Below are 14,646 nucleotides of genomic sequence, written 5' to 3'. Positions count from 1 at the left end.
ATGCGCGCTGATGATCCGACCGCCACCGCTGCAAAACCGATCCGGCGCGTGGTGATTGCAGGCGGCGGGACCGCCGGCTGGATGGTGGCGGCCGCGCTGTCGAAAACGCTGGGCAAGTTGCTCGACATCAAGCTGGTCGAGTCCGACGAGATCTCCACGGTCGGCGTCGGCGAAGCGACGATTCCGACGCTGGTGACATTCCATCGCCTGCTCGACATCAACGAGCAGGAGTTCATGGCCGCCACGCAGGCCACGTTCAAGCTCGGCATCTCGTTCGAGAACTGGCGCGACGTCGATCGGGACTACATCCACTCGTTCGGCGTCACCGGCAAGGACCACTGGACCGCCGGGTTCCAGCACTTCTGGCTCGAAGGACACGAGCGCGGCCTGGCCAGCGATTACGGCGACTACTGCCTCGAGCTGCGGGCGGCGCGCGCAGACCGCTTCGCGCACCTGCCGCGTGGCGGCATGAACTATGCGTTCCACATGGATGCGGGTCTGTATGCGCGCTTCCTGCGCCGCTTCAGCGAAGGCTTCGGCGTGCAGCGCGTCGAAGGCAAGATCGTCTCGGTGCAGACGGATGACTCCGGTACGCAGATCCGTTCGCTGCGGCTGGAATCAGGCGTCGAACTCGAAGGCGACCTGTTCATCGATTGCACGGGATTTCGCGCCTTGCTGATCGGCCAGACGCTCGGGGTGGAATACGAGGACTGGTCGCAGTGGCTGCATTGCGATCGCGCGGTTGCGGTGCAGACCGCATCGGTCGGGCCTGCAGTGCCGTACACGCGCTCGATCGCGCGCGATGCCGGGTGGCAGTGGCGCATCCCGCTGCAGCACCGCGTCGGCAACGGCCTGGTCTACAGCAGCCGCCATCTGAACGACGAGACCGCAACACGCACGCTGCTCGGCAATCTCGAGGGCGAGGTGCTGACGCCGCCGCGCGTGATCCGCTTCCAGCCGGGCCAGCGCCGGCAGACCTGGCGCGGCAACTGCGTCGCGATCGGCCTGGCGAGCGGCTTCCTCGAGCCGATCGAATCGACCAGCATCCACCTGATCCAGCGCGGCATCGTGCGGCTGATGCAGATGTTCCCGGCGGCAGGCATCAACCAGGTCGACGTCGACGAATACAACCAGCAGACGCGCGCCGAGATCGAGCACATCCGCGATTTCATCATCCTGCACTACCACGTCACCGACCGGCAGGACACGGCGTTCTGGCGCGGCTGTCGCGAGATGGACGTGCCTGCGTCGCTGCGCCACCGCATCGACCTGTTCCGCGAATCGGCGCGCGTGTTCCGCATTCCGAACGAGCTGTTCGCTGAGAACTCGTGGATCCAGGTGATGCTCGGCCAGGGCATCGTGCCGCGCCAGCACCACCCGGTCGCGGAACTGATGGGCGACGCGGAACTGTCGAGCTTCCTCGGCGGCATCCGCTCGGGCATCGAGAAAACCGTGCGGCAGCTGCCGTCGCACCAGGCGTATGTCGAGCAGTACTGCCGTCGTCCGGGCACGGTCGCCGCGACCACGTGAGCCGTTAGCCGATCAGGGGCGGCCAGGAACCCCCGCTCGCCCCGCCTGAGTTGGCGCCGGGCGAGCGCTGGCGCGCGCGCGCATGCGGCCCGACGCGGTTGCAGCCCGGCGGCCGTACTACGCGACGCACCGACCCGACGGCCGAGCCAGGCCGCGCATCGCAACCGGCATGGCCAACAACCCTACGAATACCGCCGCCTTCGCCGTACCACGCGACCGACGGCCGCGTCAGCCGCTCCCACGCCAACCGCGAGGCTCGCGGCGCTTCACGGATCGCTGCACCCCTGACGCGTATGGTCACTGCACCGTCGCATCCCGGCGCTAGTGAGCCAGACGCGAGACGCAGCTTCCAACCCGCGGCGGGTTTGTTTCTAGATTCGGAGCGCGCTGCAAACAGTGGTCGAGCTTCACGCATGAGCACGCATCCCAGCCGCCCCGTCACACCTGTCACCAAGGCCGAGACTGCCGGCTGGTTTCGCCATGGGCCGTGGGCGGACTCGCCGCTGGGGCCGCGCGAGAGTTGGCCGCAACCGCTGATTACGCTGACCGACCTGGCGCTGGGCTCGAAGACGCCGACCCTCATCGTCTGGGGGCCCGAGCTGTGCATGGTCTACAACCATGCTTATAGCCGGATCCTTGGAGACCGCCACCCGGCAGCGCTGGGCCGCCCGCTGCCCGATGTCTGGTCGGAGATCTGGGACGCGATCCAGCCGCTGGTCTACCGCAGCCTGGCGGGCGAGGCACTGTATTTCGAGAACGAACGCTTCCTGATCCGCCGCGATGGCGTCGAGCAGGAGGCGTGGTTCAACTTCTCGTACACCCCGGTCCACGATGAAACCGGAGCCGTGGCGGGCATCTACTGCGCGCTGACCGAAACCACGAACGAAGTACGCGCCGAGCGCGACCGCGCCGACTCCTTCGCGCGGCTGCAGCAGCTGTTCCGGCAGGCGCCGGGCTTCATGGCGGTCACGTCGGGCCCCGGCCACATGCTCGAGCTGGCCAACGAGTCCTGCATGCGCCTGGTCGGGCGGACCGACCTCGCCGGCAAGCGCGTGTCCGAAGCGATCCCCGAGCTGGCCGACCAGGTGTACCTGCAGTTGTTCGACCAGGTGTACGCAACCGGCGAGGCCTTCGTCGGCCGGCGCATGCCGGTGCACTTGCAGCCGCCCGGCGAGCGCAGCCCGATGCTGCGCTACGTCGATTTCGTGTTCCAGCCGATCACCGACAGCACCGGCTCGGTCACCGGTGTATTCGTCCAGGGCACCGACGTCACCGAACACCACCATCTCGAGGATCAGCTGCGGCACAGCGAGGTGCAGGCGCTGGACCTGGCACTGGAGTCGGAGATGCATGCGCGCCGGCTCGACGCGCTGCTCGAGGCCGCGCCGGTCGGCATCATCTATGCCGATGCGAACGGTCGACTGGAAGTGGTCAACGCCGCGATCCGCAAGATGTGGGGCAACCACCCCGACGCCACCGACGTCAGCGAATACCACCGCTGGAAGGCGTGGTGGGCCGATGGTTCCGAGCGCGACGGCCAACCGGTCGGCCCCGATGAATGGCCAATCACGCGCGTGCTGCGCGGCGAGGAAGAAGTCAGCGCGATCATCGAGATCGAGCCGTTCGGCCGCCCCGGCGAACGCCGCACGGCGCAGGTGCACGCCCGTCCGGTGCGCACCCATGACGGCGCCCTGGTCGGTGCGGTCGTGGCCGAGATGGACATCACCGACCAGGTTCGGATGCAGGCGCGGCTGCGCGAAAGCGAGATCCGCTTCCGCACGATCACCGATGTCATGCCGCAGATCGCATGGTCGACGCGGCCCGACGGCCAGCACGACTATTACAACCGGCGCTGGTACGACTACACCGGCATGCCCGAAGGCACGATCGGCGACGAGCCGTGGCACGAGCTCGTCCATCCCGACGATCGCGACGAGGCGCTCGACACGTGGCGCACGAGCGTCGCGACCGGCGATCCCTACGAAATCAAGTACCGGCTGCGGCACCGCTCCGGCGAATACCGCTGGGTGCTCGGCCGCGCGTTGCCGGTGCGCAACCACGATGGCCAGATCGTGCGCTGGATGGGCACCTGCACCGACATCCACGAACAGGTGCTCGCGCAGAAGCTGCTCGAGGACGCGTCGCGCCGCAAGGACGAGTTCCTGGCGATGCTCGCGCACGAACTGCGCAACCCGCTGGCGCCGATCAGCACCGCCGCCAGCGTGCTGGCCGCCACCCCGGATGACCCGAAGCGGGTGCGCCAGCTCGGCGACGTGATCCGCCGCCAGGTCGGCCACATGACGCGCATGGTCGACGAGTTGCTGGATGTCTCGCGCGTGACGCGCGGTCTGGCGAGACTGGACTGTGACGTGGTCGATCTCGCTACCGTCGCGCGCAGCGCGATCGAGCAGATCGGACCGCTGATCGACGAGCGCAAGCATCAGCTGATCACGCATCTGCCCGACGGCGAACTGCTGGTGATGGGCGACCGGATCCGACTGGTGCAGGTGGTGTCGAACCTGCTCAACAACGCGGCCAAGTACACCCGCAGCGGTGGCCGGATCGAACTCGAACTCGCAGTCGACGACGGCTGCGCGGTGATCGAGGTGAGCGACAACGGCAGCGGTATCGAGCCGGAGCTGCTGCCCCAGGTGTTCGAGCTGTTCACCCAGGGCGCGCGCGGCCCCGACCGCTCGCTCGGCGGGCTCGGCATCGGGCTGGCGCTCGCCAAGAGCATCGTCGAGCTGCACGGCGGCTCGATCGTCGCTAACAGTGCCGGCCGCGGCCGCGGCAGCGAGTTCAAGGTCCTGCTGCCACTGGCGGAGCTCGAGCGCGCCGAGCCCGGCACCGGCCGCATGCCGTCGCGCCGCGCCGTCGATGCCCGCCTCAGCACGATGGTGGTGGACGACAACGCCGATGCGGCCCGTACGATCGCGCTGCTGCTGGAACTACAGGGCCACGAAGTGCGCGTGCATCACGACGCGACCACCGCGCTGGCCGATTCCAGGGCGCAGCCGGCCCAGCTCTACATCCTCGACATCGGCCTGCCCGACATGTCCGGCCATGAGCTCGCACAGCGCCTGCGCCAGCAACCGGGCGCTGCGGATGCCAAGCTCATCGCGGTGACCGGCTACGGGCGTGCGGAGGACCGCACGCTGTCGGAGGAAGCCGGGTTCGACCTGCACCTCGTCAAGCCGGTCGACGCCGGCCAGCTGCTCGACGCGGTAGCGACCGTCGGCCCGAAATAACCGCCGCGGCGACGACACCGCGGTCGGCTGTGTCTGCCGTCGGCCGTCGGTTGCAGCCGGTGGTGCCCGCGGCGTCCAGTGCGGCTAGCGCGGAACCAGATCGGACGAATACGTGCGCGGCAGCGTCACGCGGTACTGCAGGCCGCCTTCGATCGCTTCCAGCTCGAGGCTTGCCTCCAGCAGTTCGCACAGACGCTTGGCGATCGCCAGATGCACGCCGTCGGTGCCGAGCGGGCTGGTGGCGGCCGGGGCACGCCCTTCTCCTTCCAGCGGCAGCCGCGAGCCACGCTGGGTTTGATGCGCATCGCGCGTGGCCTCGGACAGCACCGATGCGGTCGGCGACGAGATGCGATCGCCGCTTGGCGAGAGGTTGAACCGCAGGTTGATGAACCAGCGCCCGTTCGACCGGCGGTCCTCGCCCCAGCGCAGATCGATCGTGCTCCTGCGTGATCCGGGCACGGCGGCCAGCAGCAGGTGCCTGACCAGCAACGGGATGCGGGTGGCATCGCCTTCGACCGGCAACGAACCGGGACCATCGAACCGCAGCTCGACATTCTGCTGCTCGGCGATTGGCACCAGCGCTGCGCATGCCAATGTCATCGCCTCGCCTGCATCCAGCGGCGCCGGTGCCAGCTGTTCCGAACCGGCCTCGAGTTGCGCCAGCCTGACCAGGTTGTCCAGCGCCTGGTCGAGCGACGCGAACCCCGACTGGAACAACCGCCGCAGCTCGTCGCGCTCGGCCTCATCCAGACCGGTGTCATCCAGCACGCTGGCGGTCGTCAGCACCAGCGACAACTCGCTGCGGATCTCGCGCGCCGCGCCGTGCATCACCTCGCTGCGCCGCTTCTCGAGCTCGCGCACGCGCGCGAGCGCTTCGGACAGCTCCTGCGCGCGCGTACCCGCCTCGGCCTGCAGCAGGTGGTGGTATTCGTTGACGCTTTCCGTCAGGTGCTGATCAAGCACGCCGGCCCAGATCTGGTGCGCGTGGTGCAGCACCTCGTCACAGGCATCGCCCGCGTCGGGGCGGAACGTCGTCAGACGCGCCACGACGCAGCGATTGAAGTAGCCCCACTCCTGGCTGATCGTGCGCAGGCTGTAGCCCTGCAGCCATCTGAACCGCGCATGCGACTCGGCCTTTTTCAGATGCCGACGCCACATGCCGGGGGCCGGGTCGGGCCACGCGAGCAGCAGGCGCTCGAACCCATCGAGCACCTCGGGAAAGTGATCGACGAACTGCGCGGCGGTCCACTCGGACGTGTCCTGCAGCGACGGGTCCTGTTCGACCATCGCGCGCCAGGCGTCGAGGATCTCGTCGCGCTGCTCACGCAGATGGCTTGCCAGCTGTGCCAGGCCCTGCCGGACCTGCTCGGGTGTGTTCATTGCTTGATTCGTTGTCGGTTGAGCTACCGGCACAAGGCCAGGCGTCAGGGATACGCCGGGGCAGGTGAACGCAGCGCCTCAGGAGCAGGGCCGATCGGATCATCCAGCCTGTAGGGCTCCGCCGGCTTCAACGCGGGCTCGGCCGTTCGACGGCCATTCGAACGTCGCCTGCGCCTGAACCGCGAGCGTGGCCATGCCGTCCCGACACGCTTCGACAACGCGATGATCGCCTTCCTCTAACGGCCGCGGCGCCAGTCTGGTGCCGTGCCGCCACGACCCGGCGGTCGTACGCATGAGGAGTCACCATGAAGAAGCCGAAGAACAACGACACCAAGAGCCCGGTGCTGAACAAGGCCGTGAACCAGGGCCGTATCAACACGCAGACGAAGAAGGGTGGGCTGCTCGTCCATGACGACAACTTCTCCGACCAGTCCGAAGGTGCGAAGTCCGAAGGCCAGCCCACGGCCATGCACGGCCAGGGAGCGGGTTTCAGCCGCAACGTGCACTGACCCGGAAGGCGTCCGACCGGGCGCCGCTACACACAAGACCATCTACTGCGGGCCCGATCGGGCCCGCGCCCGTTTTGCGGCCGTGCGTTCCGACAGTCCGCGGCGAGATGTGAGCACGCGGCGCGGCGGTGCGATCAGCTCGCCCCGGAAGCCTCGGCGGTCCCGTCGAAAAACCAGTCGACCGCCTCGCGCGCGATGTCCGGAGGAATCACGTGGCCACCGCTGAACTCGCGGTAGCGCACGCGATAGCCCGCGCGCTCCAGCCGCGGTGCGAGCACGCGGCTGCAGGCCTCGATCGGGAGCACCGCGTCGTCGGTGCCATGCGAGATATAGATCGCCGGTGCGCCCCGCTGGTCGGCCGGAGCCGCAAAGCCAGGCGAGAACGCGAGGACGTGGGTGAACATGTCGCCATTCGTGATGCCCAGCGATAGTGCATACGACGCGCCGTCGGAGAACCCGCCGATCGCCAGCCGCTGCGGGTCCACCGAGTAGCGGTCGAACACGGTTGTCAGCGCCTGGTCGATCAGTGCGACGTCCGGCCCGTAGCCGCCGGCGATCACGTCCCACGTGCCCTTGCGCGATGCGGGCGCGATCAGGACCAGGCCGTGCGCATCGGCCAGGTCACGCAGCAACGAAAGCCCATGGTGCGCGTGCCCACCCGCGCCGTGCAGCAAAAGCACGGCCGGCGCGGGCCGATCGGGGCGGTATCCGTCGGGCACATAGAAGTAACTGTCCCGCGCAGGGTCGTAACCGAGCGACTGCAGTCCGGTGTCGTCCGCCTGCTCGACCTGCTTCGGGCGCGCCTGCAGACGGCCTTCGGTATGCGCGTTCGTGTTCGGCATCGTCGGTTCACCTCGGTGTGCAGCGATGTGCGCGCGCGCTGACCTTGGCGCCGCAGTGCGGTTCACGTGCGCCTGCCTGCTCCCGCACTGCGTCGTTAGCGGGACATGCATGCCCGGCCACGGGCGCAGGGTCGGCTCAATTCGCGCAGGCACCGATTTTCACGGCGCCGCGCCTACGCGCCGTGACACCGGCCGTGACGGCGAATGCCATCGCGTGCGTCCGAAGTGGAGGCATCGCAGCAACGCCAGCGGTCGCGACGCGCCTCGTGCAGATGGTTCGCGCACGGTGCCGATTCGTCGGCGGTGAGCGGTGCCCCGCCCGTCCTACCGCCGGGCGCGCGAGCGCTGCGTGCGCCCCGACTGCAGCGCCGTCAGTAAAAGCGCCGAGACCAGCGCCCCGAGCATCAGCGCGACCGTCCAGAACACCGGGCCCTGCTCCCACCCGCGGGCAACGATGAAGCACGCAAGGCTGGCGATGAGCGCCGCGACCGCGCCCAAGCGCCACCTGCGTGAGCGCGCAGGCGGCAGCCGGCGCCCGAGCAGCGCCTCGTAATGCTTGTCCATCGACAGCGCCAGCAACGACCAGGCAATGAGGATCAGCAACGCACCGGCCAGCGCCATGTCATGCCCCCTGTGCGGCGGTGCGCAGCGCCATCGGCGGCCGCAGTGGGCTGCGTAGAGCGGCCCGGTGCGCAAGCCAGCCGAACCCGGCCGCAAACGCCAGCGCCACGAGGTCGACCGACGCCAGCGACCACTGCCCCTGCGGCAGCGTCGCAAGCAGGTGGCTCGCGTCGGTGGTGGCGAAGTTGACGAGCGGAATCGCGACGCATGCCAGCGCCGTGCCGGCGAAGAGGTCGCGCCAGCCACGTCCGCTGCGCGTGCGCCCCATGCCCCAGCAGGCGGCGACGGCCCAGGCCGTGCAGAACACGGCGATCTCCGCCCGTGCGCGTTCCGGCGTTTGCGCAGGCAGCAAGCGGTTGGCGAGCAGCAGCGTCGCGCATGCGAACGGCATGCCGGCCACGACGCCGATGTTGAGCCCCTGCACGATTCCGTAACCCGACACCGGCCCGGCTGCCGCGATGCGTTGCGCGCGCTTGCGCACCCACACCTGCATGCCGCTTGCCAGCATCACGCAGCCGGTCAGGCCGAGCAGGAAATACAGCGCGCGCAGCCCACCGCCGCCGAACTGCACCATGTGCAGCCCGCCGAGAAACGAATACGTCAGATACCCGACCGTCGGCGGCGCGCTGTGGTGCACGAACGCGCCGGTCGCCGCGTCGTACTGCACCTGCTGCATGTCCCACGCCACGTGCCGTGCATGGTCGGTGCCGAAGATGATCAGCGCGCTGACATCGTCCGGGTGCTCGACCGACGCCCAGTCCACCGGCTGGCCCATGCGCCGCTGCGCATCGGCCACGAGCGCATCGATCGAATGCAGGCGCGCGAGCGGACGCCCCGCGTCCTCGCGCTCGTGGAAGCCACCGGCCTCCTGGAAGAAGCGGTTCAGATCGCCCTTGTACGCGGTGTCGAGCCCGCCGGTGATGTAGCTCGTCGCGAAGATGATCACGCCCGTGTACGCGATCAGCAGGTGGAACGGCAGCCCGAGCACGCCGGTCAGGTTGTGCCCGTCCAGCCACGCGCGCTGCCCGCCCGCCGACGGCCGGAACGTGAAGAAGTCCTTGAAGATGCGCTTGTGCGTGATCACGCCCGCCACCAACGCGACGAGCATCAACATGCCCGCAAACGCGACGATGAACATGCCGGTCGTGCCGGCGTGCAGGTTCCAGTGCAGCTCGAAGAAGAAATCGCCGCCGGCCGTCTCCGGCACCGGCGTCGCGGTCCGCGGATCGAGCGTGAGCTTGCGCGTGGTGCCGTCGTCGAGCATCCAGAACGTCTCCATCGCGCGCTCACGCTCGTGCGGCGCGTGCGCCCACCACGAGTGCGCCCCGGGCGCGCGTGCGGCGATCTGCGCGAACGCGTTGTCGAACATCGGCGCATCGAACCTCGGTGCGGGCGTGGCATTGATGTCGTGCAGCGATGGCCGCATCCAGTCGTCGAGCTCGCGGTCGAAACACGACAGCGTGCCACCTACGAAAATCACGAACAGCAACCAGCCTGCAAGCAGGCCGGCCCAGGTGTGCAGCCACGCCATCGACTGGCGAAGGGAGTTCTTCATCGCTGCGATCTCCTCAGGGCCGCAGGCCGGCGTCCGGGAACGCGAACACGACCGCCATCATCAGTGCGAACGCCACAGCCGGCAGCCACCACGCGCGCCATGGCGATGCTGCAGCGAAGGCATGCAGCGCCACCAGCGTCCACACGACGAACGACAGCAGCGTGCCGGCCACGACACGGTCCGGCCGTGCAAACGGCAGCACCACCGTCATGAACGCAGCGAACGTATGCGCGCAGGCGTAGCCGGCCACGAGTGCGGCGAGCGTGCGCATGGCCACGTCGAGTGCGTGGCGCAGGCGCGTGGGACGGGAGGCAGTGGCGGCCATCACGGGTGCTCCGTCAGAACCGGTACGCGACGGTCAGCGACGCGCTGCGCGGCGGCGCGTAGAAGCCCTGCTCCCAGTACAGGCTGGCCAGGTACTTCTCATCGGTCACGTTGTCGATGTTGAGCGTCGCATCCCAGCCGGTGTCGAAGCGGTAGCCGGCCATCAGCCCGAGCGTCGTATACGCGTCCTGTCGTGTGACGACCGTCGTGCCGTCATCGAGCACGAGGCTCTGCTCGCGGTAAATGTCGTCCTGCCAGCGCACGGTCGCGCCGAGGCGCAGACCATCGAGCTGCGGCAGGTTCCACACGGCAGCCGCATGCAATGTGTTTCGCGGCACGTAGGTGCGTGCGCGGTTACCGTCCGCGTCCTCGATCTGCACATGCGCAAAGCCGGCCGACAACGACAGGTGCTCGCCGATGCTGCCGCCGATATCCAGCTCGATGCCTTCCGACACCGCATCTTGGCCCGCGTAGTACGAGCGGAAGTTCACGAGGTCGTAGCCCGCGTACTCGGCAAGGTTGTCCTGGTGCACGCGGAACACTGCGGCCGATGCATTGAGGCGGCCTGCAAACCATTCGCCCTTGACGCCGATCTCGGCGTTGTCGCCTTCGACCGATGGCAGCGTGCGGCCATTGATGTCGATCTCGGTCTGCTGCGCGAAGATCTCGCCGTAGCTCGCGTAAAGCGACACGTTGCTCGACACATCCCACACCGCGCCAACGAACGGCGTCACGGCGCTTTCCTCGGCGTCCTTGGCCTCGCCGTAGCCGACACCCGTGCTGCGCACGCGCGCATGGTTCGCGCCGGTGATCAGCTTGAAGGCGTCGGACAGGTTCCACCGTGCAGTCGCGTAGACGCTCTCGCGTCGGAAATCGAAGTTCGAGCCGTCCGGGAATGCGGGGTCGAAAAACGGCTTCGGAAATGCGCCGCTCCACTGCTCGAGCGGCGCTGGCAGTGGATCGCCGACGCCGCCGTAGAGCGACGTCTCCACAATGTCGCCCCGGCTCCAGCCCGCACCCAGCACGAGGTCATGCTCGCGCCCGCCCAGCATGAAACCGCCCGCCGCCCGCACGTCGAGCTGGTGCGCATCCCATTCGCCCTCGTAATCGGACGGGTACGCGAACAGGCCTTCACCGGTCACCCGGTCCGGCGTGCCGTACACGTAGAAGATCTGCGTATCTTCGGTCGCGCGCTCGAAGTTGTAGGCCGCGCGCAGCTCCCAGCCCGCGCCGATGCCGTGCGCGAGCTCGACGAATGCGCGCGTGTCCTCGGTATCCCAGTACGACCAGTCCGCGGCGGTGCTCGTGCTGCGGTCGTAGTTCGTTGGCGTGCCGTCGGTGTAGTACAGCGGCAGCGCGCCCCATAGCGGGCTATCGGCATCGTTGCGCTGGTGCGAGACGCCGGCGGTCAGCAGCGTGCGCTCGCCGAGGTCGGCCTCGATGACGCCGTATCCGATCGCCTTCGCGTGTTCGAAGCGGTCGAGGTAGCTGTCGCTCGACTCGGCGGCAAGCACGGCCCGACCGCGAGCCGACCCGGATGCAGCCAGCGGTCCCGACACGTCAACCTCGGCCCGTACGCGGTCGAAACTACCGAGCGTGAGCGAAGCGCGGCCCTGCGCGTCGGCGGTCGGGCGCTTGCGGACGAAGTTCACGGTGGCGGACGGATTACCGGTCGACGACATCAGGCCATTCGCACCGCGCAGCACCTCGATGCGTTCGAACATCGCCGTGTCCACATCACCGTTCTGGATGCCGTACGGCAGCGGGATGCCGAGGCCGTCGCGCTGGAAGTTGGTGATGTCGAAGCCACGCGCGGTGTAGTACGTGCGCCCGGTCTCCACACGCTCAACGTTGACACCCGTGGTGAGGGCGAGCACCTCGTTGATGTTGTCGAGTTCGAAATCCTCGATCTGCTCCCGCGTGACCAGGCTCACCGACTGCGGCGTCTCGCGCGGCGTCAGCACCAGGCCGGTCGCCGCCGAGGTTTCACCGGCCGAGTAGCCATCCGGGTGCGCGCCGGAGACGACCACGCGGTCGAGCTCGGTCGCGTCGTCGGCCGCGCTCACTCCGGTGGCCAGCGCGGGCACGAGTGCGACGGCGAGCGAGGCGGCAAGCACGTGTCGGCGAAACGGAAGGACGGCGCGGGGGCAGGCGCAAATGCGGAGACTCAAGGTGACCTCTGTGGGCGATCGCCGGGGCTTGCGGGGCGCGAAAGCGACGCGCCACGGCGGCAGTGGGGGAAAAGTGCCGCGCATTTAACTGCGAATCATTCGCATTTGCAATTGGGCTCGAGCGCGGCGCCTCGCGACCTGCCCGTCGCCTTGCCCCTGCGATCACGGCGGCGCCCTACTCTTCGAAACACCCTGTGGCAGGCGCAGCGGGCGGCCTGCTGCCGCGTTCGTGTCAGCCAGCGAACCACTCCACGAGATCAATGAGGACCGATGACCGGCATCCTGCCCGCGGGCAAACTCAAGCAGCTGTCGACCAGCATCCGTTCGAGCTTCTGGTTCGTGCCCGGCGTGATGATGCTGGCCTTCATCGCGCTCGCGCTCGGGCTGGTCGAGGTGGACCAGCAGGTCGACGACACGCTGCGCAAGCGCTGGCCCCGGATGTTCGCGGCCGAGGCCGAGGGCTCGCGCGCGATGCTGTCGGCGATCGCAAGCTCGATGATCACGGTCGCTGGCGTGGTGTTTTCGATCACGATCGTGGCGCTCGCGCAGGCGTCGACGCAGTACACCTCGCGCGTGCTGCGCAACTTCATGCGCGACCGCGCAAACCAGGTCGTGCTGGGCGTGTTCGTCGGGGTCTACACCTACTGTCTGCTCGTGCTTCGTACGATCAGCGGCGGCAGCAATGGCCAGTTCGTCCCGTCACTCGCGGTGGTTGGTGGACTGGTGCTTTCGATCGTCGCGATCGGATTTCTGATCTTCTTCATCCACCACATCGCCTCGACGATCCAGGCCGGGGAAATCGCCCGCTCGGTGATGCGCGACACGCTGCGCTCGATCGACGGCATGTTCCCCGCCGAACTGGGCCACGAAGCCCGTGAACCGGCAACCCCGCCCAGCCAACCGCCCGCGAACCTGACCTGGCACCCGGTCCCGGCGACGACGACGGGCTACGTGCAGAGCATCGATCCGGACGCGCTGCTGAAGTTCGCGCAGCAGCACCAGGTGGTGGTGCGCATGGAAGTCGGCGTCGGCGATTTCGCGATGGAGCAGCGGCCGCTGGCGAGCGTCAGCGGAGGCCGGCCGCCCGATGAAAAGATGACGTGCGAGCTGAACCTGCTGTACGCAATCGACACCTACCGCACGACCGATCGCGACCCGCTGTACGGCATCCGCCAGCTGGTCGACGTCTCGCTCAAGGCGCTATCGCCCGGCATCAACGACACCACGACCGCGATCATCTGCCTCGATCACCTGTCGGTGATCCTGCAACGGCTTGCGAACCGGATGATCGAATCGCCGTTCCGCAGCGAGGACAGCGTGCTGCGCGTGATCGCCTGCGGCCCGACGTTCCAGCACACGATCGAGCTCGCATTCGGTCAGATCCTGGAAAACGCCGCCGGAAACACCAGCGTGCTTGCGCGGATGCTGCGCGTGATCGAGCAGGTCGCCGCGGTCACGCGCTCGCCCGAGCGTCGCGCGCTGCTGGAACGCCGCGTGGATGTGATCGAGGAACTCGGGCTGGAATCGGCGAAGACCACGACGGCGCGCGAAACCATCGAGCGGCACAGCGCGGCTGCCCGCTACGCCTGCCGTGCACCCGCGGGGCCCCAGGCGCCGATTGCGGGAGAGTGAAACGATCGCGGCTGTATAAGCCGCGCATCGAAACGCCTAGAGCGCCATCAGCAAAGCGGTATAGATCGCTGCGCCGAGTACGAACGGCACGTACCGGCTCTTGCGTTCTTCCGGCAGTTCTTCCTTGAGCACGTTCAACACCACGCCACCGCCGAGGAATGCGGTAAGCGTTGCAACGGTCGCCTCGCCAAGGTCCGTCGCCAGACCCAGAAGCGCGCCGATGACGGTCGCAGCGGCCAGTAACCAGCGTCCGGCGTGCTGGTAACGGTGCTGGTGGTGCTCGCGCAGGCCATGGTCGTTGACGATGAAGTGCACGGCCATCGCGGCCCAGAAAAACAGCAGTCCGCCGGTGTCGGTTTCGGGCTGGTGCAGCAGCAGGTAGCCGATCAGCACGTTGTAGAGCGCAAACGAGCCGATGTGCAGCCAGAACACGCCGGCTTCGGTGCGGTCGCCATCGCCTTCGCTCGCGTTCTTCGCACGTGAGGTCAGCGCCAGCCGCTCGAGTCCGTAGAACACCGCAAGCCCGAGCAGCGCGACCATCCACAGCAACGACTCGGCCGCCACTGCGCCTTCGGCGCGCATCTCCGCGACCGCTGCCTGGCCGCGCGAGATTTCCGGCAGCAGGTGCACGAAGACGTATGCGACTGAAATACCGCTCGCGAACGACAGCCAACGCGTGCGTGGCAGATGATCGAGAAAGCGCAGTCTGCCTGCGAACACATGGACCATCGCGAGCGCGGCGGCAAGGACAAGGGCGAGCGTCTGCATGATGGGTCGGGCACGGCGCCTCGTGGCTGCGACGTGCGCCAGCATGGCCCGACCACTGTCTCGGTC

11 protein-coding genes are annotated in these 14,646 nt (G+C 68.1%); 4 read left to right on the top strand and 7 right to left on the bottom strand.

Annotated features, from left to right (window positions below; translation table 11 throughout):
- The gene (locus ACFFGH_RS18580) at nucleotides 1-1,530 is read left to right on the top strand and encodes a tryptophan halogenase family protein (RefSeq protein ID WP_386670990.1); all 1,530 of its coding nucleotides are present in this window, start codon (nucleotides 1-3) and stop codon (nucleotides 1,528-1,530) included.
- A gap of 293 nt (nucleotides 1,531-1,823) precedes the next feature.
- Nucleotides 1,824-4,778, top strand: a complete 2,955-nt coding sequence (locus ACFFGH_RS18575; protein WP_386670988.1) for a hybrid sensor histidine kinase/response regulator — start codon at nucleotides 1,824-1,826, stop codon at nucleotides 4,776-4,778.
- Nucleotides 4,779-4,862: 84 nt separating this feature from the next.
- On the opposite strand, the gene ACFFGH_RS18570 is transcribed toward ACFFGH_RS18575, so the two are convergent.
- Nucleotides 4,863-6,158: a sensor histidine kinase gene (locus ACFFGH_RS18570; protein WP_386670986.1), complete on the bottom strand. Its 1,296-nt coding sequence runs from the start codon at nucleotides 6,156-6,158 to the stop codon at nucleotides 4,863-4,865.
- 305 nt (nucleotides 6,159-6,463) lie between these two features.
- On the opposite strand from ACFFGH_RS18570, the gene ACFFGH_RS18565 reads away from it, so the two are divergent.
- Nucleotides 6,464-6,667 carry a hypothetical protein gene (locus ACFFGH_RS18565; RefSeq protein ID WP_386670984.1) on the top strand — a complete coding sequence of 68 codons (204 nt, stop codon included), beginning with the start codon at nucleotides 6,464-6,466 and terminating at the stop codon, nucleotides 6,665-6,667.
- Nucleotides 6,668-6,801: 134 nt separating this feature from the next.
- Here the strand turns inward: ACFFGH_RS18565 and ACFFGH_RS18560 are convergent, their stop codons facing one another.
- From ACFFGH_RS18560 to ACFFGH_RS18540, 5 genes are all read right to left on the bottom strand, one after another.
- Nucleotides 6,802-7,509: an alpha/beta hydrolase gene (locus ACFFGH_RS18560; protein ID WP_386670982.1), complete on the bottom strand. Its 708-nt coding sequence runs from the start codon at nucleotides 7,507-7,509 to the stop codon at nucleotides 6,802-6,804.
- 324 nt (nucleotides 7,510-7,833) lie between these two features.
- Nucleotides 7,834-8,130, bottom strand: coding sequence for a DUF3325 domain-containing protein (locus tag ACFFGH_RS18555; RefSeq protein WP_386670980.1), 297 nt, complete (start codon nucleotides 8,128-8,130; stop codon nucleotides 7,834-7,836).
- 1 nt (nucleotide 8,131) lies between these two features.
- Nucleotides 8,132-9,685 carry a PepSY-associated TM helix domain-containing protein gene (locus ACFFGH_RS18550; protein ID WP_386670978.1) on the bottom strand — a complete coding sequence of 518 codons (1,554 nt, stop codon included), beginning with the start codon at nucleotides 9,683-9,685 and terminating at the stop codon, nucleotides 8,132-8,134.
- Nucleotides 9,686-9,698: 13 nt separating this feature from the next.
- Entirely contained in the window at nucleotides 9,699-10,010 is a 312-nt protein-coding gene (locus ACFFGH_RS18545; protein WP_386670976.1) for a DUF3649 domain-containing protein, read from the bottom strand.
- 13 nt (nucleotides 10,011-10,023) lie between these two features.
- Entirely contained in the window at nucleotides 10,024-12,126 is a 2,103-nt protein-coding gene (locus tag ACFFGH_RS18540; RefSeq protein WP_386670974.1) for a TonB-dependent siderophore receptor, read from the bottom strand.
- Nucleotides 12,127-12,450: 324 nt separating this feature from the next.
- On the opposite strand from ACFFGH_RS18540, the gene ACFFGH_RS18535 reads away from it, so the two are divergent.
- On the top strand, nucleotides 12,451-13,812 hold the full coding sequence (locus tag ACFFGH_RS18535; RefSeq protein ID WP_386670972.1) for a DUF2254 domain-containing protein: 1,362 nt from the start codon (nucleotides 12,451-12,453) through the stop codon (nucleotides 13,810-13,812).
- 36 nt (nucleotides 13,813-13,848) lie between these two features.
- Here the strand turns inward: ACFFGH_RS18535 and ACFFGH_RS18530 are convergent, their stop codons facing one another.
- Entirely contained in the window at nucleotides 13,849-14,580 is a 732-nt protein-coding gene (locus ACFFGH_RS18530; protein ID WP_386670970.1) for a hypothetical protein, read from the bottom strand.
- Nucleotides 14,581-14,646: the final 66 nt, after the last annotated feature.

This window comes from Lysobacter korlensis (assembly GCF_042434515.1).
Note: the sequence above shows the minus strand (reverse complement) of the source record. Positions and strands in the feature narration are given on the sequence as shown.

What these genes read in the sequence shown, in the direction of transcription:
- ACFFGH_RS18535 (WP_386670972.1), top strand. Translation starts at nt 12,451, where the DNA reads ATGACCGGCATCCTGCCCGCGGGCAAACTCAAGCAGCTGTCGACCAGC.
- ACFFGH_RS18580 (WP_386670990.1), top strand. Translation starts at nt 1, where the DNA reads ATGCGCGCTGATGATCCGACCGCCACCGCTGCAAAACCGATCCGGCGC.
- ACFFGH_RS18545 (WP_386670976.1), bottom strand. Translation starts at nt 10,010, where the DNA reads ATGGCCGCCACTGCCTCCCGTCCCACGCGCCTGCGCCACGCACTCGAC.
- ACFFGH_RS18550 (WP_386670978.1), bottom strand. Translation starts at nt 9,685, where the DNA reads ATGAAGAACTCCCTTCGCCAGTCGATGGCGTGGCTGCACACCTGGGCC.
- ACFFGH_RS18575 (WP_386670988.1), top strand. Translation starts at nt 1,824, where the DNA reads ATGGTCACTGCACCGTCGCATCCCGGCGCTAGTGAGCCAGACGCGAGA.
- ACFFGH_RS18555 (WP_386670980.1), bottom strand. Translation starts at nt 8,130, where the DNA reads ATGGCGCTGGCCGGTGCGTTGCTGATCCTCATTGCCTGGTCGTTGCTG.
- ACFFGH_RS18565 (WP_386670984.1), top strand. Translation starts at nt 6,464, where the DNA reads ATGAAGAAGCCGAAGAACAACGACACCAAGAGCCCGGTGCTGAACAAG.
- ACFFGH_RS18530 (WP_386670970.1), bottom strand. Translation starts at nt 14,580, where the DNA reads ATGCAGACGCTCGCCCTTGTCCTTGCCGCCGCGCTCGCGATGGTCCAT.
- ACFFGH_RS18570 (WP_386670986.1), bottom strand. Translation starts at nt 6,158, where the DNA reads ATGAACACACCCGAGCAGGTCCGGCAGGGCCTGGCACAGCTGGCAAGC.
- ACFFGH_RS18560 (WP_386670982.1), bottom strand. Translation starts at nt 7,509, where the DNA reads ATGCCGAACACGAACGCGCATACCGAAGGCCGTCTGCAGGCGCGCCCG.